Annotated in this window: 11 protein-coding genes; 3 read left to right on the top strand and 8 right to left on the bottom strand. The window is 62.3% G+C overall.

Going from position 1 to position 20,927, the window contains the following annotated elements; all coding sequences use genetic code 11:
* Positions 1-234: 234 nt before the first annotated feature.
* Positions 235-1,338: a helix-turn-helix transcriptional regulator gene (locus FXN65_RS24165; RefSeq protein WP_151137163.1), complete on the top strand. Its 1,104-nt coding sequence runs from the start codon at positions 235-237 to the stop codon at positions 1,336-1,338.
* Between the two features lie 22 nt (positions 1,339-1,360).
* Here FXN65_RS24165 and FXN65_RS24170 read toward each other — a convergent pair whose 3' ends face one another.
* The 7 genes from FXN65_RS24170 to FXN65_RS24200 form a co-directional block, all read right to left on the bottom strand.
* Complete coding sequence (locus FXN65_RS24170; protein ID WP_151137165.1) at positions 1,361-6,739, bottom strand: calcium-binding protein; 5,379 nt, start codon at positions 6,737-6,739, stop codon at positions 1,361-1,363.
* Positions 6,740-7,478: 739 nt separating this feature from the next.
* Positions 7,479-8,387 carry a MurR/RpiR family transcriptional regulator gene (locus FXN65_RS24175; RefSeq protein ID WP_151137167.1) on the bottom strand — a complete coding sequence of 303 codons (909 nt, stop codon included), beginning with the start codon at positions 8,385-8,387 and terminating at the stop codon, positions 7,479-7,481.
* A gap of 173 nt (positions 8,388-8,560) precedes the next feature.
* Positions 8,561-9,325, bottom strand: coding sequence for an ABC transporter ATP-binding protein (locus tag FXN65_RS24180; RefSeq protein WP_151137169.1), 765 nt, complete (start codon positions 9,323-9,325; stop codon positions 8,561-8,563).
* Between the two features lie 18 nt (positions 9,326-9,343).
* Positions 9,344-10,456, bottom strand: a complete 1,113-nt coding sequence (locus FXN65_RS24185) for a succinylglutamate desuccinylase/aspartoacylase family protein (protein WP_151137171.1) — start codon at positions 10,454-10,456, stop codon at positions 9,344-9,346.
* Positions 10,457-10,466: 10 nt separating this feature from the next.
* On the bottom strand, positions 10,467-11,165 hold the full coding sequence (locus FXN65_RS24190; RefSeq protein ID WP_151137173.1) for an ABC transporter permease: 699 nt from the start codon (positions 11,163-11,165) through the stop codon (positions 10,467-10,469).
* Positions 11,166-11,181: 16 nt separating this feature from the next.
* Positions 11,182-11,871, bottom strand: a complete 690-nt coding sequence (locus tag FXN65_RS24195; protein WP_151138937.1) for an ABC transporter permease — start codon at positions 11,869-11,871, stop codon at positions 11,182-11,184.
* Between the two features lie 90 nt (positions 11,872-11,961).
* The gene (locus FXN65_RS24200; protein ID WP_151137175.1) at positions 11,962-12,738 is read right to left on the bottom strand and encodes an ABC transporter substrate-binding protein; all 777 of its coding nucleotides are present in this window, start codon (positions 12,736-12,738) and stop codon (positions 11,962-11,964) included.
* Positions 12,739-13,231: 493 nt separating this feature from the next.
* On the opposite strand from FXN65_RS24200, the gene FXN65_RS24205 reads away from it, so the two are divergent.
* Together FXN65_RS24205 and FXN65_RS24210 are read left to right on the top strand one after the other, a co-directional pair.
* The gene (locus tag FXN65_RS24205) at positions 13,232-13,591 is read left to right on the top strand and encodes a DnaJ-like cysteine-rich domain-containing protein (protein ID WP_151137177.1); all 360 of its coding nucleotides are present in this window, start codon (positions 13,232-13,234) and stop codon (positions 13,589-13,591) included.
* Positions 13,592-13,808: 217 nt separating this feature from the next.
* Entirely contained in the window at positions 13,809-19,751 is a 5,943-nt protein-coding gene (locus FXN65_RS24210; RefSeq protein ID WP_244620694.1) for a beta strand repeat-containing protein, read from the top strand.
* Positions 19,752-19,919: 168 nt separating this feature from the next.
* Here FXN65_RS24210 and FXN65_RS24215 read toward each other — a convergent pair whose 3' ends face one another.
* On the bottom strand, positions 19,920-20,636 hold the full coding sequence (locus FXN65_RS24215) for a response regulator transcription factor (RefSeq protein ID WP_151137181.1): 717 nt from the start codon (positions 20,634-20,636) through the stop codon (positions 19,920-19,922).
* Between the last annotated feature and the right edge of the window lie 291 nt (positions 20,637-20,927).

Here is a 20,927-nt window from a genome sequence, read left to right on the forward strand (position 1 = left end):
CTTCGGCACGAGACGAACCTTTATTCTGCTCTCCATGACCGCACCCTCAGTCGAAGGACCGCCTTTGGACGTGCCTGTACGCGGGGACCTTTAATCGGCGTTGGTGTCCTACCGTTGAGCCGCCGAAGGGACAAGCCAATGGGACAAGCGACCTTGCAGGAGCCCACAACAGCTGCCATATGAAAGCACAATGCCAGCCCAGTGCCGTAGCCAACTCCCACCCGGAGTCCCGTCATGCCCAAACCGACCATGCAGACAACTTATGATGAGCTGGTGAAGCTCTGCTATGAGTGCGTGCTGGACGAGAGCAAATGGCATGAGCTGTTAACCAATCTCATGCAGGCATCCGGTCGGCAGCAGGGCGGAATCCTGTATAAATTCGAGCATTCTTCCGTCGGGCAGATCTCAGACGTCAGCTGCTTTGATCCGGCCATCGTCGGTCCATACAACGAGTACTATTGCGAACTTGATCCGGGTCGCCTTTACGTGCCCCAGCAGGAAGTTGGCCGCTGGTACAACGACTTCCTCGACTTTGGCATCAAAGCCATTGGGCGAAGCCCCTATTATCAGGAGTTCCATCGCCTCACCGGGCTAGGGAACATCTCGTGCGTAAAGCTATACGAGGGCGAATCCTCACAGGCGTTTCTTTCGCTGCTCACCAACTGGGACTCCAAGCTCCCCAATGATCGACAGCAAGCGTTGCTCTACCGGATCTCTCCCCACCTGACCACAGCCGGCCGCATGTCCGAGCGTATCCAACGCCTGGAGTTGCAGTTGGCCAAGCGTGACCTGCTGCTGGATCAGCACACGGCGCCTCTCTGGCTGGTGGATGGCGAGAGCCGGGTGGTTTATTGCAACCAGGCCGCCACGCAGCGCATGAACCAGGTCGGCTTCGCCCTCCATGAAACGTTCGGGCGGCTGAACTGCACGCATCAGGAAATTGACCTGCACGCCCGGGTTCGCCAGGCCAGTGGTACGTGCGGTCCGCAGCGTGCCGGGTGGCTCAGGCTGACCGGGCCGCAAGCCGGGGATCTGCTGATCACCCCGGTTCCGGCGGAGGCGCCTTTCAACCGCTACTTCCAGAAGCCTCTGGTCCTGCTGGCGTTGCTGGACAATCAGCCGCAATCCAACCTGTTGGCCGACATCTTCCACCTAAGCCCTGCCGAACAACGCCTGGCCGAACTCCTGGCCCTGGGCAACACCCCGGAAGCCTGTGCGGGGCGCTTGAACGTCTCCATCAATACCGTGCGCACTCACCTGCGGACACTGTTCCGCAAGACGGACACCAGCCGGCAGGCAGACCTGGTGAAGCTGTTCGCCCGGCTCAGGCGCGGGTGATGCGCCTGAGCCGTCTGGCTTGCTAGGCGAACATTTGCACGTCGCTCGCAGCGAGGCTCGCTACTCCGGCAAGGGTTACCACTGCCTGTGCATTGCCATTGGCGGTGGCATCAGCGTCGTAGTAGAGGGTCTGGTTGCTTTGGTTGAACAGCAGCATGGCACCGGCCTGTTCGGTTTGAGTGCCAGTCACATTGGCCATTACGCCGGGATCCCCTGGAGCTTGGCCCTGCAGGTTGAAGATGGTGCTATTCAAGGCCAGATGATCTTCACCCGAGGTGAAGTCGGTTATGAAGTCGATATTGCTGGCGCCGGGCGCAGTCGAGAAACGGAAAATATCGTTGCCCAGGCCACCAGTCAGCGTGTCGTTTCCGCCGCGTCCATCAAGGTCGTCATTTCCAGCCAGAGCGTTAAGTGAGTCGTTGCCGTTGAGGCCGATTATCACGTCGTCGCCGGCAGTCGCGTTGAAGCCGGGCAGGTTGTTGCGCGTCCACACTGTTCCGTCGGCGAAGCGGAACTCTTGTACGCCAGCCTCAAAGCCGTTAGTGCCAGTGCTGAACTGACCGGAAACGGTCAGCATCCTGCCGTTGGCGAAGGTGACGATAAGGTCATTACCACTGCGCGAAACCTGCAGGCTAGTCGGATCGATGCCGGAGGCGAACTCGACCACATTCGTGTCGGCGGCTGTCGAGTTGTCTTTGGCATCACTGATGCGAAGGGAGCCAGTCCCATCGCCGACGCGGTAGGTGTCACTACCTGAGCCGCCAGACAGGTATAAGGTGACCCAATAGTCGCTATTCATCGAGCGAGTATCGATGGTGTCGTTCCCATTTCCACCGTCCAGATACCCAAAACGATTACCGCTGGCTGTCAGCAGGTCGTCGCCGTCATCACCGCCAAGCGACAAATAGCCGAAACCAGTGGCAATCAGCACATCGTTGCCATCACCGCCAGAAGCACTTTCATAAACAGACCATGAGCCGTTGCCGACATCGAGCGTGTCGATGCCAGCGCGGCCATACAGGGTATCAACGTCGTTGCCGCCGTTGAGTGTGTCGTCTCCGTCGCCGCCATCCAGCGTGTCGTTGCCATCGTTGCCGTTGAGGATGTCGTTACCACCGAGGCCGTTGATTTCCTCGTTACGGGCATCGCCGCTGAGTGTGTCGTCCCCTGCGGTACCGTTGAGGATTGGCAAGTGATCGTAGATGGCCGTTCTGTCCCACGTCGTACCATCGGCGAAGCGGAACTCTTGTACGCCAGCCTCAAAGCCGTTAGTGCCAGTGCTGAACTGACCGGAAACGGTCAGCATCCTGCCGTTGGCGAAGGTGACGATAAGGTCATTACCACTGCGCGAAACCTGCAGGCTAGCCGGATCGATGCCGGAGGCGAACTCGACCACATTCGTGTCGGCGGCTGTCGAGTTGTCTTTGGCATCACTGATGCGAAGGGAGCCAGTCCCATCGCCGACGCGGTAGGTGTCACTACCTGAGCCGCCAGACAGGTATAAGGTGACCCAATAGTCGCTATTCATCGAGCGAGTATCGATGGTGTCGTTCCCATTTCCACCGTCCAGATACCCAAAACGATTACCGCTGGCTGTCAGCAGGTCGTCGCCGTCATCACCGCCAAGCGACAAATAGCCGAAACCAGTGGCAATCAGCACATCGTTGCCATCACCGCCAGAAGCACTTTCATAAACAGACCATGAGCCGTTGCCGACATCGAGCGTGTCGATGCCAGCGCGGCCATACAGGGTATCAACGTCGTTGCCGCCGTTGAGTGTGTCGTCTCCGTCGCCGCCATCCAGCGTGTCGTTGCCATCGTTGCCGTTGAGGATGTCGTTACCACCGAGGCCGTTGATTTCCTCGTTACGGGCATCGCCGTTGAGTGTGTCGTCCCCTGCGGTACCGTTGAGGATTGGCAAGTGATCGTAGATGGCCGTTCTGTCCCACGTCGTACCATCGGCGAAGCGGAACTCTTGCACGCCAGCCTCGAAGCCGTTAGTGCCAGTGCTGAACTGACCGGAAACGGTCAGCATCCTGCCGTTGGTGAAGGTGACGATAAGGTCATTACCACTGCGCGAAACCTGCAGGCTAGCCGGATCGATGCCGGAGGCGAACTCGACCACATTCGTGTCGGCGGCTGTCGAGTTGTCTTTGGCATCACTGATGCGAAGGGAGCCAGTCCCATCTCCGACGCGGTAGGTGTCACTACCTGAGCCGCCAGACAGGTATAAGGTGACCCAATAGTCGCTATTCATCGAGCGAGTATCGATGGTGTCGTTCCCATTTCCACCGTCCAGATACCCAAAACGATTACCGCTGGCTGTCAGCAGGTCGTCGCCGTCATCACCGCCAAGCGACAAATAGCCGAAACCAGTGGCAATCAGCACATCGTTGCCATCACCGCCAGAAGCACTTTCATAAACAGACCATGAGCCGTTGCCGACATCGAGCGTGTCGATGCCAGCGCGGCCATACAGGGTATCAACGTCGTTGCCGCCGTTGAGTGTGTCGTCTCCGTCGCCGCCATCCAGCGTGTCGTTGCCGTCACTCCCATCAAGGGTATCGCTGCTGGCATAGCCATTCAGGATGTCGGCGCCGCCGAAGCCGCGAATCACATCCTGGAAAGCGGTGCCATCCAGCACATTGTTGTTGGCGTCACCATCGAACTGATTAATCAGTTGAGCAACGGGCGCGGTGGCGACACTGGCCACTGATTCGAGTGCGCCGCTACCATCCGTGAAGCTGGCGACTACTCGCACATACTTGCCAAGCAGCGAGCTGCTCAGCACTAGTGTGCTACCGGTGGTGCCGGCTATGGCCACCCAATCGCTGCTGCCGTTGTCCGAGAGCTGCCACTGGTAGCTGATGGCGCCCACTCCTTCAGCGTCGGATAGCGTGTTGTTGGCCGTCAGCGTTTGGGTTTCGGTAGCGGCGCCGGTGATGTTCACGCCTCCGAGCGGCGCATCATTGACCGCCACCAGGTCCAGGCTGGCCGAGGTGCTGACGCTGGTGATGCCATCGCTGATCATCACGGCAAAGTTCACCACGCCATTGCGATTGGGGGCCGGGGTGAAGGTCCAGTTACCACCACCCTGATCGGCCAGCACGCCATCTGCAGGATCGACGCTGACACTCTGCAAGCTGAGTACATCGCCCAGATCGATATCGATGGCATTGGCCAGCAGTTGATCTGCGCTGAAGCTGTAGGCCAGATCTTCGGTGCCGGCCGCCAACGAGACGGGCCCGCTGACGGTGGGAGCATCGTTGCTATTGCCCACATTGAGACTGAAGTCAGCGCTGGCACTGAGGCCGCTGGCGTCGGTGGCGGTGACGCTCAGGTCGAGACTCCCCACATCGGCATTGCCCGGAGTGCCGCTGAAGGTCCGGGTTGTGGTATCGAAACTCAGCCAGGTCGGCAGCGGGCTGCCATTGGCCAGGCTGGCGCTGTAGCTGAGGCTGTCACCGTCGACATCGCTGAAGGTGCCAGCCGGCACGCTGAAGCTGAACGGACTGTCTTCGTGGGCGCTCTGGTTGGCCAGCGCGTTGGTCAGAGTCGGTGCATCGTTGACGGCAGTCACTGAGATGCTGAGCGTGTTGGCGCTGGAGGCGAAGTCGGTTCCGTCTCCCACCTTGAAGCCGATGCTGGCGTAGGGGCTGCCGTTGCCATCCGCCGCCGGCACGTATCGCAACCGATCCGCGTCGAGATCGGCCCGGCTAACCACTTGGTCGACGGTAACAGCAAGCCAAGTGGTGCCATTGAACACTTGCAAGCTGCCCGTTCCAGGAAGAGCAGTGACCCGGACGGCGGCCAGCGGCGTGCCTTCCGAATCGTTGTAGCTTCCGAAGTCGCTGACGTGCAGTAGTACTGGGGTGTCTTCGAGGGTTGTCAGGCTGTCGTCGGTGGAGGTGGGCGCGATGTTGACGTTGCTACTGACTGCAGCCTTGAGCTGAGCGGTGTTCCAGACGGTGCCGTTGGCAAAGCGCACCCGGTCGATCTCGAAGTCGGTTCCCAGGTAGAAGTTCTGGATGGTGAGGGTTTCGCTGCTGGTGAGCACCTGCATGAGCAGGTCGCTGCCGCTGCGCAGGAATCGCAGGTTATCCGGGTTGAGTCCGGTCAGCTGCAGGGTGTCGACATCGTTAATGGCACCGCCGCTATTGTCGATCACATCATTGCCGGAGCCCGCGCTAAACAGGTAGGTGTCGCTTCCGCGCCGGCCCGCCATCCAGTCGTTGCCGCCTGCGCCATTCAGCACGTTAATGCCAGCGTTACCGGTCAGGCGATTGACCTCGGCGCTGCCGGTGCCGTTGAAGTTGCCGGTGCCGGTCAGCTCTAGATTTTCCAGGTTGGCGCCAAGGCTGTAACTGACCGCCGCGCGAACTGTGTCGTTGCCCTCGCCGACGGCCTCTTTGACAGTGTCACCTGCCTGGGCGACGACGTAGATGTCGTCGCCGCTGCCACCGGCCATGCTGTCGCTGTTAGCGCCACCATCGAGCAGGTCATTGCCTGCGCCGCCTTGCAAGGTGTCGGTTCCTGAACTGCCCATCAGGCTGTCGTTACCGTCGCCCCCTTGAAGCAGGTCATTACCCGAGCCGCCATCAAGCAGGTTGTTTCCGCTGTTGCCGATCAGGGTATTGGCCAGCGTATTGCCGGTACCGTTCAGATCCGCGCTGCCGAGCAGTGTCAGGCGCTCGATTTCGGCACCGAGGCTGTAGCTGATGCTGGCCTGCACCGTGTCGTTGCCGGCGCCGCTGGCCTCGATCACCACGTCGCCTGCGTCATCGACCACGTAGCTATCGTTGCCTAGGCCACCTTCCATGCGGTCCGCGCCACTGCCACCGTCAAGGCTGTCGTTGCCGCCATTACCAAACAGGATGTCGTTGCCACCTAGCCCCTGGAGCACGTCATCGGTGGGGCCGCCATTGATGGTATCGGCGCCTTCGGTTGGGGTGACAGGCGGTGAATACAGGTTCGCCAGGATTGTGCTGCTGGTCCAGCGACTACCATCGGCAAACTGGATACGGTCTATGGCGAAGTCGGCGTTGAGGAAGTGTTGGCTGACGGTGAGGGTTTCGCCGGTAGCCAGGATGGTCAGGACCAGGTTCTGGCCGATGCGCTGCAGGCGAATGTCAGCTGCGTTGAGATTGAGTAGGCGGATGCTGTCGAGGTCGCCGGCAGCACCTCCGCTGTTATCGATCACGTCGTTGCCGTAGCCACTGCCGAAAAGGTAGGTGTCGCTGCCGGCCCCGCCTATGAGCAGGTCGTTGCCGGTGCCACCGTCAAGGGTATCGTTGCCGGCGCTACCGATTAGTTGGTCATCTCCACCCAGGCCGTTGAGGGTGTCGTTCTTGTTGGTGCCGGTCAGGATGTTGGCACCGCCGTCTCCGATAAAAGTCGCCATGGCAGCCCTCTGCAGAACTAGTAGCACACTGACGCTTTGAATCTAGGGAGCGGCCAGATCTCTTCCCTCACTCATTTGAATGAGCTGGAAGGCCGTTTGTCAGATACGCCTTGAGCGGCGTACTAGCCCAGCCCAGATGGGACCAGGGTGCCTTCTGCCCCGTTCAGCTATCAAGTCAGCAATAGCGATGAGGTTGCGAGGTCCATGCGCTTAACGGCGGAGAAGCTCAGTAGCCGGCGAACGATCACTCCAGTGGCTTCCGCCCACAGACTGACCATGTTGCGGTGTCGTGGCCGTCCCGTTTAGCCAGCTGGACACAGCGAGCTCAGCTCACCAGTTCAAATCCCATTAACGGATTTGAACTGAAGAAATGCCCCACTCCACCGCCACAAGGTCTCCCTGAAATCGGCGATTAATTTTGATGCGCCCTTGACGCTCGCAAATAACTTCCTATCTTTGAGCACTGAGAAAGCCAGACAGCATCGGACCTCGGCCCGACCCAGGCTTGATCCCCAAGGCGCTGAAGATCCGATCGCGAAACAGAGGTCGGATCCCCCCGGCTCCACCAAAAACCACGACTAAGCCCCTGATTTTCCTAGTGAATTTCGGGGGCTTTTTCGTTTCGGTCTTGATGAGTCGAAGAATTGCCGAAATGCCTGCCCGGGACGTACCACGTCCCAGACATTCGAAGCAACCTCGCAAGAGGGCCATACCCCGCCCTCTCGGCAGCTATGCCTGCTTACTTCTTCGGCAGTCTGCGGCCGGTCGGCATGTGCAGGTAGGACATCACGCTCTCAGTCAGTTCGGTGGCCAGTTTCACCGCTTCCTTGTTGCGTGCCATGACGCCTGCCACCAGTGCTTCTACCAGAGCGAGCACGGCGATATTGGAGCTGGTCAAAACCGGGTGATCGGCGGGAGCGAACAGGACGTGTTCGGCAATGTTGCTCAGCGGCGAGGCAGGTGAGTCAGTGATTGCCAGCACCTTGGCGCCGCGCTCCATGGCGAAGCGCGCCAGTTGCAGGGTGTCGAGGGAGTAGCGCGGCAGGGAAATGGCCAGCAGCACATCCTGCTGGGTGATGGCCGCCAGCCGATAGGCGGCGTTTTCGTTACCACCCTCCATGCTGATGGCGATTGCGTCAGCACAGAATGGCGTCAGCGTAGCGGCAGCCAGACCGGCCATATAGGCACTGTTGCCAAAGCCTAGGACAAAGATCTTGCGCGCCTTGATCAGGCTGTCGACAAAGGCTTCGAAGGCCGTTTCCGGGTTGTTGGAGCCTGCGTTGCCGAGGTTGACGCTGGCACTGCGTATCTGCTCATGCAGGCCGAATTCGCCACCGGCGCGTTGCTCAAGTTCACTGCGCAGCTTGTCGACCGGAGAAACCATTTGCTGCAACGTCGCGACCAATTCGGTCTTCAGACCGGTATAGCCCCCCAGGTTCATCACCCTGGCCAGGCGATTGACCGCTGAAGGCGAGGTGCCGGTCTCCAGGGCCAGTTCCTCGATGGTCAGGGTCGCGGCCTTCAGCGGATGACGCAGGATGAAGTCGGCGACCTTGCGCAGAGACGGCTGCAAGTCCGGCGCAAGCTCCGTCAATTTGCGCATCACCGGAGCGGCATAGACCGTTGCGTTCTTGGGGTCGGTAGGCATGGGTAATCAGCGCTTCTGAAAGTGTCTGGGAGGCGCAAGCATCCGGCTTGGCCAACCTGCATGAGTCGGGCTGAAGTGTATCCGAAGCCGGCGGGGCAGATGCGCGGCCTTGCCAGATATCTCGCGAGGATCCCCCTCAGGCCGCTACCGCGCGCCGCCCATCCGGCCCGACGCTATTTCAGGCTGCCGGAAAGGAACTGTTTGAGACGGTCGGACTGAGGATTGGCCAGCACTTCCTTCGGGCAACCGCGCTCTTCCACCAGGCCCTTGTGCAGGAACACCAGCTGGTTGGACACCTCACGGGCGAAGCCCATTTCGTGCGTCACCACCACCATGGTGCGGCCTTCCACGGCCAGGTCCTTCATCACCTTCAGCACTTCGCCCACCAGCTCCGGGTCCAGCGCCGAGGTGGGTTCGTCGAACAGCATCACCTCCGGCTCCATGGCCAGGGCACGGGCGATGGCCACGCGCTGCTGCTCACCGCCGGACATGTGCGCCGGGTAGGCATCCTTGCGATGGGCCACGCCCACCTTGGCCAGGTAGTGCTCGGCCTTTTCGATGGCTTCCTTCTTCGGCACGCCGAGCACATGCACGGGCGCTTCGATCACGTTCTCCAGGGCGCTCATGTGCGACCACAGGTTGAAGTGCTGGAACACCATCGCCAGGCGCGAGCGCATGCGCTGCAGCTGCTTGGGATCGGACGCCTTCAGGCCGCCGGACTTGTCGGCCTTCAGCTTGAGTTCCTCATTGTTGAGCTTGATAGAACCGCCATGGGGCTGCTCCAGCATGTTGATGCAGCGCAGGAAGGTACTTTTGCCCGAGCCGCTGGAGCCGATGAGGCTGATGACGTCGCCGGCCCTGGCCGCCAGGGACACGCCCTTGAGCACTTCGTGGCTGCCGTAGCGTTTGTGGAGGTTGTCGATTTCGAGTTTGTACATGGCGGTAGCCTCGTCAATTCAGTCGCTGAGCAGGCGACCGTGGCGAATGGGAATACGGCCGGCGACCTTGGCCAGCCACAGGCCAGGCTGGGCGAAGCGCAGGCGCTCGCGGGCGTAGACGATGCCGTCGGTGCTGGCCAGGACCACGCTGCGACGATCACTGATCGGATCGATCACTTCGAACAAGGGGTCTCCCACCTTGACTCGCGCTCCGAGCGGCTGGAGAAAACTCACGACGCCGGGATGTGGCGCACAGGCGTACTGCGCGCCGGCAAAGGGCGTGGCTTCGCAGCGACTTTCCGGCGCCTCAGGCCAATCACCTTCGATCAGTCCCTGTTCGGCGAGGAAAGCGAGAATGGCCTGGGCACTGGCCTCGGCCTGTTCCCGGCCGGTATCGGCCATGCCACGCAATTCGATGGTGGTGGCCACGCAGGCTGAAGGAATATTCGCTGCCGGGAATCGCTCGGCCAGGCGCAGCCAGGGCGCCGCGCAGGCTTCATCGAAGGCATTGCCGCCACAGCTGTCGGCCAGTAGCGCGACACCGGCATCCAGGTGCGCGGCCAGGCTGCGCAGGACTGGCCAGTGCGGGGGCAGCGCATAGAGCAGCATGATCGACTCGAAATCGCAGTGAAGGTCGAGCACCAGGTCGGCATCGCAAGCCTGCCGCAACAGCAGACGGCGCAGGGCGTCGAGTGGTGAAGTGGCTGCTGGCAATGCATCGATGGCCGTGCGCATCAGGCTGCGAATCAACTTCACGTTGTCGCTCGCGTCGCTGCCAAGACGGCCTTCGAGTTGGGATGCAACCATCTCGGCCAGTTCCGGGAATTCCCGATTGAAGTTCTGCCCACTGGCGAAATCGAAACGGCCCTGATGGGTCGCCTGAATCATCTGCGCCAGGCCGATCGGATTGGCCACCGGGACCAGTTCGATCACGCCGGCCAGGCGACCTTGCTCTTCAAGTTCGCTCAGCAGGCGCTTGAGTTCGACGGCCACGCGCATGCCGGGCAGTTCGTCGGCATGCAGTGACGCCTGGATGTAGGCCTTGCGTGGTCCGCTGCCAAAGCGAAAGAGCGACAGGCTCCGCTCGGTCCCCGGGGCACTCCAGGGCAGGCTGTACTGGATGTGTTGCATGCGGAAGTCCTCAGTGCTTTCTCGGTGCCAGGTACGCCAGCCAGCGGCACTCGGCCAGCTTGAACAGACGCACCAGGATGAAGGTCAGGGCCAGGTAGAAAACACCGGCAGTGATGAAGGCCTCGAACGGCAAATAGAAGCGCGCGTTGACCGTGCGCGCGGCGCCGGTGATGTCGATCAGGGTGACGATGGACGCCAGGCTGGTGGTGTGCAGCATCATGATGACTTCGTTGCTGTACTGCGGCAGCGCACGGCGCAGGGCCGACGGCAGCAGGATGCGGCGATAGAGTCCGGCGCGGGACATGCCCACGGCCTTGGCCGCCTCGATCTCGCCATGGGCCGTTGTCTTCAAGCTGCCGGCGAGGATTTCCGCGGTGTAGGCGCTGGTGTTGATGGCAAAGGCCAGGCAGGCGCAGAAGGTCGCATTGGACAGGTAGGGCCAGAGCGCGCTCTCGCGCACGGATTCGAACTGGGCCAGGCCGTAGTAGATGAGGAACAGCTGCACCAGCATCGGCGTGCCGCGGATCACATAGGTGTAGAGCCACGCCGGAGCGTTCAGCCACGGCGAGCGGGAGACCCGCATCAACCCCAGTGGCATGGCCAGTGCCAGGCCGATTGCCAGTGAGACCAGAAGAATTGAAAGGGTTACCAGGACACCATTGAAGTAAAGCGGCAGGTTGGCCCAGATAAGGTCGTAGTCGAAGTTCATGGGTTCGCACCTGTACTCACAGAAGGGCGGCTCTTGTGCCGACCGAGAAATGCCTTTCCAGGTAGCGCAGCGTCAGCAGGGACAGACTGGTCAGCACCAGGTAAAGCCCCGCCACGGTCAGGAAGAACGTAAAGGGCTCATGGGTCGCATCCGCTGCATTCTTGGCCTTGAACATCATGTCCTGCAGGCCGATCACCGAAATCAGTGCGGTGGATTTGGTCAGCACCAGCCAGTTGTTGGTGAAACCGGGAATCGCCAGGCGGATCATCTGCGGCACCAGGATGCGGAAGAACACCTTGGCCCCGCTCATGCCGTGAGCCAGGCCCGCCTCGCCCTGCCCCTTCGGAATCGCCATGAAGGCGCCACGGAAAGTTTCGGACAGGTACGCCCCGAAGATGAAGCCGAGGGTGCAGACACCGGCGACAAAGGGATTGATGTCGATGTACCCGGGGTGACCGAACAAGGGTGCCACCCGGTTCACCAGGTCCTGGCCGCCATAGAAGATCAGCAGGATCAGCACCAGATCAGGGAGACCACGAACCAGCGTGGCGTAGCTTTCGCCAAGCAGCGCCAGCCACTTCAGCGGAGACAGCCGACACGCCGCCCCGACAAGGCCCAGGACAATCGCCAGGGCCATGGACGTCAGGGCCAGGCCCAGGGTCAGCCAGGCACCATCGAGAATGGTCGGGCCGTAGCCGTGGAGCATGATCAGAGTCCTCATGCGATGCGCTGGACGATGCGCTGGACGATGCGCGGAAAGTCGAGAAAGAGCGCCTCTGTCAAAGAGGCGCCGGCGTCACTCGCCGTAGATGTCGAACGCGAAGTACTTGGCTTGCACCTGCTGGTACTTGCCGTTGGCACGGATGGCATCGATGGCGGCATTGAAGCGCGCGACGTTCGCGCTATCGCCTTTGCGAAAGGCAATCCCGGCCCCTTTGCCGAAGTAGTTGGGGTCGCTGAAGTCCGGACCAACCAGGGCAAACCCCTTGCCCGTCGGCGTTTTGATAAAGCCTTCGTCGATATTGATGATGTCGGCCAGGGTGGCGTCCAGACGCCCGGCGGCAAGATCGAGGAAGGCCTCGTTCTGCGAGGCGTAACGCACCACTTCGATGCCCGCCGATTCAAATCGATCGGTCGCGTAGCGGTCGTAGGTCGAGGCGCGCTGCACACCGACCTTCTTGCCTTTGAGGTCGACCAGCGGATCATTGATCACGGAGCCGGCCTTCATCGCCAGCTTGCCTGGGGTGTGGTAGTACTTTTTGCTGAAATCCACGGATTTCAGGCGGTCTTCGGTAATCGACATCGAAGACAGCACCGCATCGACCTTGCGCACCTTCAACGACGGGATCAGCCCATCGAACTCCTGCTCGACCCATTCACACTTGATCTTCATTTCGGCGCACAGGGCATTGCCGATGTCGTAGTCGAAGCCGCTGATGTTGCCTTCCGTGGTCTTGAAGCCGAAGGGCGGGTAGGCCGCTTCGATACCGATGCGCAGGGTGTCCTCGCCGGCTTGGGCCAGGGTGCTGAAGGCGGCCAGCGCCAGGGTGCCTAGAAGTACGATCTTGTTCATCTTGTTGACTCCTTGAGGGGGCGTTTGGGGATCGAAGCCTGAAAAACGCCCTGAGTAGCGCTTTTCGAGGACAGCGTTGGCTCAAGCGTGGCGTCAGACGGCGCCACATCCTTGCGAACCTTGTGAGTAGGGGGGCCCGACCTGGAAAGGTTGGCCGGGTCGATTGCTTGAGCTGTGCATATGAATGACATGTTTTGTGTCAGCATGCAACACAATGACACTACAAATGTCACATGATCGGTCCGGGAGACCGCATGACGCGCTTCGCACCACCGGCGATGCGCGCGCGGTCCAGATCACTCCGTTGGTTTCCAGGGCACGCTCCGATTCAACAACCGAGGCCGGGTCGCCTCGGCCCAAACACCAGCCCCGGCCTGACTTCGAAGCCCCCACCTCCGAACGGCGAACTTATACATACAAATGGAAATGCCAATTTTCGCCGGCCGATCTACCGTTACCCATTGGTAGTCCCAGACAAGTGGCAAGGCGAGTTATGGCTTGGCAACAATGCCCCGTATGTCATGGCAGCCGCGCCATCAAGAAGGACGGCCGCACTGTCGAGTGCCGCTACTGCCGAGGCCTGGGGCGGGTGTACGACTGTCCGCCGAAGCCGTCTTCCGGTGGGCTGTTGTTCATGACGCTCCTGCAGGTAACGGCGTCCCTCGGGGCTGGCTACCTGGCGGTCACCTACACCAGGCACTGGGAACAGATGCACAGCCTGATCCTCGGTGTCATGGCCGCGGTTGCGGTCTACTGGGTGCTGACGCTGAAGGTGTTCCGCGAGCTGATCCTGCTGGGGTTGGCGCTGGCGATCCTGTATCAGCTGTACCAGGCGTGGCTCATTCACTACTGACCCGCCTCTGACCGGGCACGTCCTGGCTGAGATCGCCCGTTTTCTCACCATCGCAACACTTGCCCCCTCTTCTCCTCCCGAGTAGTCCGAAACTCCCATGCCGCCTGGGAGTATCGGTCGATGCGCGCGCCCCCGGCTGTTCCTCATAGTGATGATCGGTTGCAAAAAAAGGGTCAACGGTCAGGCCTCGATGACCACCACTGCTCAGGAGAAAGCCATGGCTATTACGACGACGGGCAGCCTTACAGTTCTTGATGAGACGGCGGGGTTGCAGAACTTCACCGCTACGCCAAGCGCTTTTGAAGACGCGAACGACACCGAAATTCTGTTGACGGCCCTGCCCTCGCTCTTCTCCAACCGTTTGACAGAACTCCTGGCCGGCACCGCAACGAATGCGGCCTTGAGTGGGTATACCGGTGCCGCGGGCAACACGGGCAGCAATGCGTTCACCATCAGCGCGGCGCCCGGCGCAAGCATTACCGATGTCAGCTTCGTCGACAGTTCTGGTGCAGCACTCAATGGGCTGGACAGCGGACTGGATACGCTCGATGGCACCAGCATCTTTCTCTATACCGATACGAGCAACAACAACATCCTGCTGGGCCGGGCCGGCGGCCCAACCGGCGCGATCGTGTTCGCTGCCTATATCGAAGAAACCGGATCACCGGTCTCGGGCGGCAAGATCTGGACCGTGGAATACCAACCGCTCAAGCACCCGGACACCACCAATCCCGACGATGCCCTCAATCTGGCGAACAAGGTTTTCATTGGTACCAGTGAGGACCTGGTGTTCAGCCTGGCCAATGCACCCTCCGGTCAGAACCTGTTCCTGATGTTCACCACGGCGACCCCCACCGTTGTCGATGGCCGGATCACGGACCCCACCATCATCGCCACCGGCAAGAACCCCGCTGACCAGTCAGCGGGCGCCAACATTACGACTGGCGACACGATCAATACCAGCCAGGCGGGTGGCCCGACCACCTTCGGCACCAACAATCAGATGATCACGGAACAGGAGGGCATCCGCTTTACGTTCGTCACCGGCGCCAGGCAGGACCTGACCATTCCCAACCTGGATCAGAACGAAGCCGATCTCGAATCCAACATCGACTTTACCGCCGTCTTCAATGCGCGGTCGGCCAGCTTCGACGTCGTGCAATTGCAAAGCGGCAAGACTGCCCAGGTAAAAATCAGCGCATTCACCACGGCAGCCGAACCTGGTGTGAACTTCATCAACGGCTATGCGGACGATACGTCGGTTGCAATCACCAATGTTCGAGTCATCAACATCAGCACCGGGCAGGTGATCGAGAACTCGAACGGCTCTGTGAATGATCCGGGCATTGTCATCACCTTCACGGCTGCGGGGGTTGCAACGATCACCGGCGTCAAGGCCGGCTACAGGATCGAATACACCACAACGACGGATCACAACCGCGTGCTCGTCGAGAACGGCGCGGCCCTCGACGCCAAGGGCACTAACCACGCCGATTTCGATATCGGCGGCTTCAAGCTGACCCACGTCTCTACTGCCACCGCCGAAATCGGCTCCAAGCTGGTCTTCGAGGACGACGGGCCGTCAGCGAACGGCACCGCCGTGGCAGGAACCGTCGACGAGGACGGCCTGGCCGGAGGGATCGCCGGCGGCACCGGCGACGTGGCCGGCGTGGCCACCACCGCCAGCGGCAGCGTCACCGGTATCTTCCAGTCCGGCGCCGATGCGCCGCTGAGCTACTCCCTGTCCAGCGACACCAGCGGCTTGCCGGCGCTGACCTCGGGCGGCGTGGCGGTGACCTACAGCGTCGTCGGCAACACGCTCACCGCCTCGGCCGGCGCAGTCGACGTGTTCACCTTCAGCCTGACTGCGGCGGGCGCCTACAGCTTCACACTGCTCAAGGCCCTGGACCATGCCGCCGGTAACGACGAGAACGACATCACCCTCAACCTCGGTTCCCTGCTCCGGGCCACCGACGCCGATGGCGACACGGTGACGGCTGCCCCCGAGAAGCTGGTCATCACCGTCGACGACGACACCCCGACCGCGACCGGCGCCGCCGCAAGCGGCACCGTCGATGAGGACGGCCTGGCCGGAGGGATCGCCGGAGGCATCGGCGACGTGGCCGGCGCGGCCACCACCGCCAGCGGCAGCGTCACCGGTATCTTCCAGTCCGGCGCCGATGCGCCGCTGAGCTATGCCCTGTCCAGCGACACCAGCGGCTTGCCGGCGCTGACCTCGGGCGGCGTGGCGGTGACCTACAGCGTCGTCGGCAACACGCTGACCGCCTCGGCCGGCGCGGTCGACGTGTTCACCTTCAGCCTGACCGCAGCGGGCGGCTACAGCTTCACGCTGCTCAAGGCCCTGGACCATGCCGCCGGTAACGACGAGAACGACATCACCCTCAACCTCGGTTCCCTGCTCCGGGCCACTGACGCCGATGGCGACACGGTGACGGCCGCCCCCGAGAAGCTGGTCATCACCGTTGACGACGACACCCCGACCGCGACTGGCGCCGCCGCAAGCGGCACCGTCGATGAGGACGGCCTGGCCGGAGGGATCGCCGGCGGCACCGGCGACGTGGCCGGCGCGGCCACCACCGCCAGCGGCAGCGTCACCGGTATCTTCCAGTCCGGTGCCGATGCGCCACTGAGCTATGCCCTGTCCAGCGACACCAGCGGCTTGCCGGCGCTGACCTCGGGCGGCGTGGCGGTGACCTACAGCGTCGTCGGCAACACGCTGACCGCCTCGGCTGGCGCAGTCGACGTGTTCACCTTCAGCCTGACTGCGGCGGGGGCCTACAGCTTCACGCTGCTCAAGCCACTGGATCACGCAGCGGGCAATGACGAAAACGACATCACCCTCAACCTCGGTTCCCTGCTACGGGCCACCGACGCCGACGGCGACACGGTGACTGCCGCGCCCGAGAAGCTGGTCATCACCGTCGACGACGACACCCCGACGGCGACCGGCGCCGCCGCAAGCGGCACCGTCGATGAGGACGGCCTGGCCGGAGGGATCGCCGGCGGCACCGGCGACGTGGCCGGCGCGGCCACCACCGCCAGCGGCAGCGTCACTGGCATCTTCCAGTCCGGTGCCGATGCGCCACTAAGCTACTCCCTGTCCAGCAATACCAGCGGCCTTCCACAGACGCTGACTTCGGGCGGCGTGGCGGTGACCTACAGCGTCGTCGGCAACACGCTCACCGCCTCGGCCGGCGCGGTCGCTGTCTTCACCTTCAGCCTGACCGCAGCGGGCGCCTACAGCTTTACGCTGCTCAAGGCCCTGGACCATGCCGCCGGTAACGACGAGAACGACATCACCCTCAACCTCGGTTCCCTGCTCCGGGCCACCGACGCCGATGGCGACACGGTGACAGCCGCGCCCGAGAAGCTGGTCATCACCGTCGACGACGACACCCCGACCGCGACTGGCGCCGCCGCAAGCGGCACCGTCGATGAGGACGGCCTGGCCGGAGGGATCGCCGGAGGCATCGGCGACGTGGCCGGCGCGGCCACCACCGCCAGCGGCAGCGTCACCGGTATCTTCCAGTCCGGCGCCGATGCGCCGCTGAGCTATGCCCTGTCCAGCGACACCAGCGGCTTGCCGGCGCTGACCTCGGGCGGCGTGGCGGTGACCTACAGCGTCGTCGGCAACACGCTGACCGCCTCGGCCGGCGCGGTCGACGTGTTCACCTTCAGCCTGACCGCAGCGGGCGCCTACAGCTTCACGCTGCTCAAGGCCCTGGACCATGCCGCCGGTAACGACGAGAACGACATCACCCTCAACCTCGGTTCCCTGCTCCGGGCCACCGACGCCGATGGCGACACTGTGACGGCTGCCCCCGAGAAGTTGGTCATCACCGTCGACGACGACACCCCGACCGCGACCGGCGCCGCCGCAAGCGGCACCGTCGATGAGGACGGCCTGGCCGGAGGGATCGCCGGCGGCACCGGCGACGTGGCCGGCGCGGCCACCACCGCCAGCGGCAGCGTCACTGGCATCTTCCAGTCCGGCGCCGATGCGCCGCTGAGCTATGCCCTGTCCAGCGACACCAGCGGCTTGCCGGCGCTGACCTCGGGCGGCGTGGCGGTGACCTACAGCGTCGTCGGCAACACGCTCACCGCCTCGGCTGGCGCGGTCGACGTGTTCACCTTCAGCCTGACTGCGGCGGGGGCCTACAGCTTCACGCTGCTCAAGGCCCTGGATCACGCAGCGGGCAATGACGAGAACGACATCACCCTCAACCTCGGTTCCCTGCTGCAGGCCACCGACGCCGATGGCGACACGGTGACGGCTGCCCCCGAGAAGTTGGTCATCACCGTCGACGACGACACCCCGACGGCGACCGGCGCCGCCGCAAGCGGCACCGTCGATGAGGACGGCCTGGCCGGAGGGATCGCCGGCGGCACCGGCGACGTGGCCGGCGCGGCCACCACCGCCAGCGGCAGCGTCACTGGCATCTTCCAGTCCGGTGCCGATGCGCCACTGAGCTACTCCCTGTCCAGCAATACCAGCGGCCTTCCACAGACGCTGACTTCGGGCGGCGTGGCGGTGACCTACAGCGTCGTCGGCAACACGCTGACCGCCTCGGCCGGCGCGGTCGCTGTCTTCACCTTCAGCCTGACCGCTGCGGGCGCCTACGGCTTCACGCTGCTCAAGGCCCTGGACCATGCCGCCGGTAACGACGAAAACGACATCACCCTCAACCTCGGTTCGCTGCTGCAGGCCACTGACGCCGATGGCGACACGGTGACAGCCGCGCCCGAGAAGCTGGTCATCACCGTCGACGACGACACGCCGACGCTCGCATTCGGCAACCTGATCGGGACCGGTACCATCCTTCCCCAGTACGGGAACTGGAGCATGGCGGCCGGAGCCGACGGGCTGGGTGCAGCGGGTCTGGATATCTCGTTGGTCAATGGTCAGTTCACCCTTGTCAGGCCTGACAACACGACCACCACCGGGACCGGCACGCTCAACGAGCAATCGCCCTCACCGGATGCCAATGGCGCGTACCACTTCGCAGGTAGCCTGACCGGCGATTTCGACAACAACGCGACAACGGCCGATACCACCATCGACTACACCTTGACTGCCTTCGCCAATGGCACCTATGCATTGGATCTGGTGCAAGGCTTCAGTTCGACGATCGTCCTCAGCAGTGCCGACGGCTCGCTCGATGCCGGCGGCCCCGACCCTGTCCGCACATTGCTGATTCCCGAGCAGGACCCGCCGACCGTTCCTTCACCATCCGAGGAGATCGTGTTCTTCGGCGTAAATGCGGGCACGACCGCAGCCCAGATATTGAGCGCCATCGTGCAGGGAGCGCCCGACCTCACGGAAGCGCAGATAGAAGGTGGCGGGTTCTCGTTCCTCGGCACGGCGGACATGAACGTCAGCACATCCGGCATCGGCGTCGGCAACAACAACCTGGATGGAAACGGGACGGCCGGCATCAATAGCGGCGACGAGAGTTTCGTCATCAATCCCGAGACCTTGCTGACGGCCATGAAGGTGTTCATCGACAACACGCTGCAGGGTTACAACCCGGCAACCGAAGAGCTGTACTACAGGGTCTTCTTCGAGGACGGCACGAGTTCGGCGCAGACGAAGGTTCTTGCCGCGGACCTGGCCTCCGAGGCAGGGAACCAGAAGTCTTTCCTCGTCCAGTGGGATGGCGCGAAGATGATCGACGCGGTTCAGCTCACGATGGGCCTGGGCGTGATCAAGGTGCCGGTGATCCAGTTCATCAAGCAGGTCGAGAACATGGCCAACGATATCCAGTTGGCCTTCAACGCAACGCTGACGGACAAGGATGGGGACACGGCGACGAGTACGTTCGACGCCAATCTGTTTGCGAACGACCCGAACGACCAGCTCTTCGACTACAGGTTGGATGGAACGAGCGGTGAGCAGGATGCCTTCAACATCGATCTGTCGGCCGCCGAGAACCTGTACCAGGTCAACGGCTTCGATGTGGCGCCGGGTCTGCGGGACAAGCTGGTGCTCATTGGCGATGCGGGCGCGGTTGTCCAATCGATCGACAACACCGGCGCAAACAGCATCGTGACGATCGACGAGTCAGGCGCACAGACAACGACCATCACCGTGGTCGGAGTCGACCTCCTGAACACCGACATCTTCTTCGGCAGCGCGTGACACATCACCTGTGTCAGCGGAAGCGGGGGTGGCATGAACGCCACCCCCGTTTTTTTTGCAGATCCCCGCGCGGCCCATCCACCATCGTCTGAGGACCGCCAAGAGTGAACGACCTGGCCCCCCAAGGGGAGCCAGGTCATTTTCATTGCGGAGGTCGGATCGGAAGGCTCAGTCCATTTCCACCCAGGTGGAATCCGGCGGCTCGCCACCGCTGGCGAGCCCGTGCTTCAGCGCGTACATCAGCAGGTCGACGCGATTGATGAGGTTCAGCTTGTGATAGATGCTGCTGAGATGGTTATGCACCGTGTGCTCGCTGATGCCCAGGCGCGCGGCGATGCACATGTACTTGGCGGACGGGTCGCCCACGATGGCGCGAATCAGCTCCCTTTCGCGCAGGGTCAACTGCGAGTACCGCGCACGTTCCGGGTCTGCATTCACGCGTACCTGTCCGGCCGCGGAATAGTTGGATAGCCCACCGGCCCAGGCCCGGTCCAGCCCGATATCGCGGTGGTGAACCTTGATGATGGCGCGGATGATCGACTCCGTCGGGTCCTCCGCCAGCACGACGCCACGGGCACCGGCGTCTATCGCACGGGCAACGGGAACTGCCTCGTACAGCCCCTTGAGCAGCAGCACCTTCATCTCGTGTCTGCGGGCGAGCAGCGAGATGACGTCCAGCGGATCAAGGGCATCCGGGAAGAAGCTGAAGAAAATGACATTCGGGCGCAGCTGATCGGCACGATCCAGCGCATGGGCATAGGTACTGGCCTGGCCGCACACTTCCATCCGTGGCTTTCTGGCATTGATCAAGTCGTGGAGGCCCATCAGGACGAGGGGACGACAATCGATCAGCATCACGCGTATCGGTTGAGTGCGGGATTGCATTTACATTTTTCGCCCCCCTGACAGGTTGATTCGTCGTGCGGGGTCGCGCGAACGGATTGCCCTTGTTGTATAGGGGGAGGCGGGGCAGATTGCCAGCAGCTCCAGACGTCACGTTGAGTTGCCGGGACAAGCGGCCATCGGCCCTTCTGACCCGACGAACGGGCAATTTTTCGCCGTGAGTTGGCACGCTGGCGCAGCCTCCTGAAGGCGCCTCAACTCATCCATGCGTACCGATCACAACGCGCCTCCCACCGATGCCCCGCTGGGGAAATGAACGAAGCCCCTGAAGAC

Source organism: Pseudomonas lalkuanensis, from assembly GCF_008807375.1.
GTDB lineage: Bacteria > Pseudomonadota > Gammaproteobacteria > Pseudomonadales > Pseudomonadaceae > Metapseudomonas > Metapseudomonas lalkuanensis.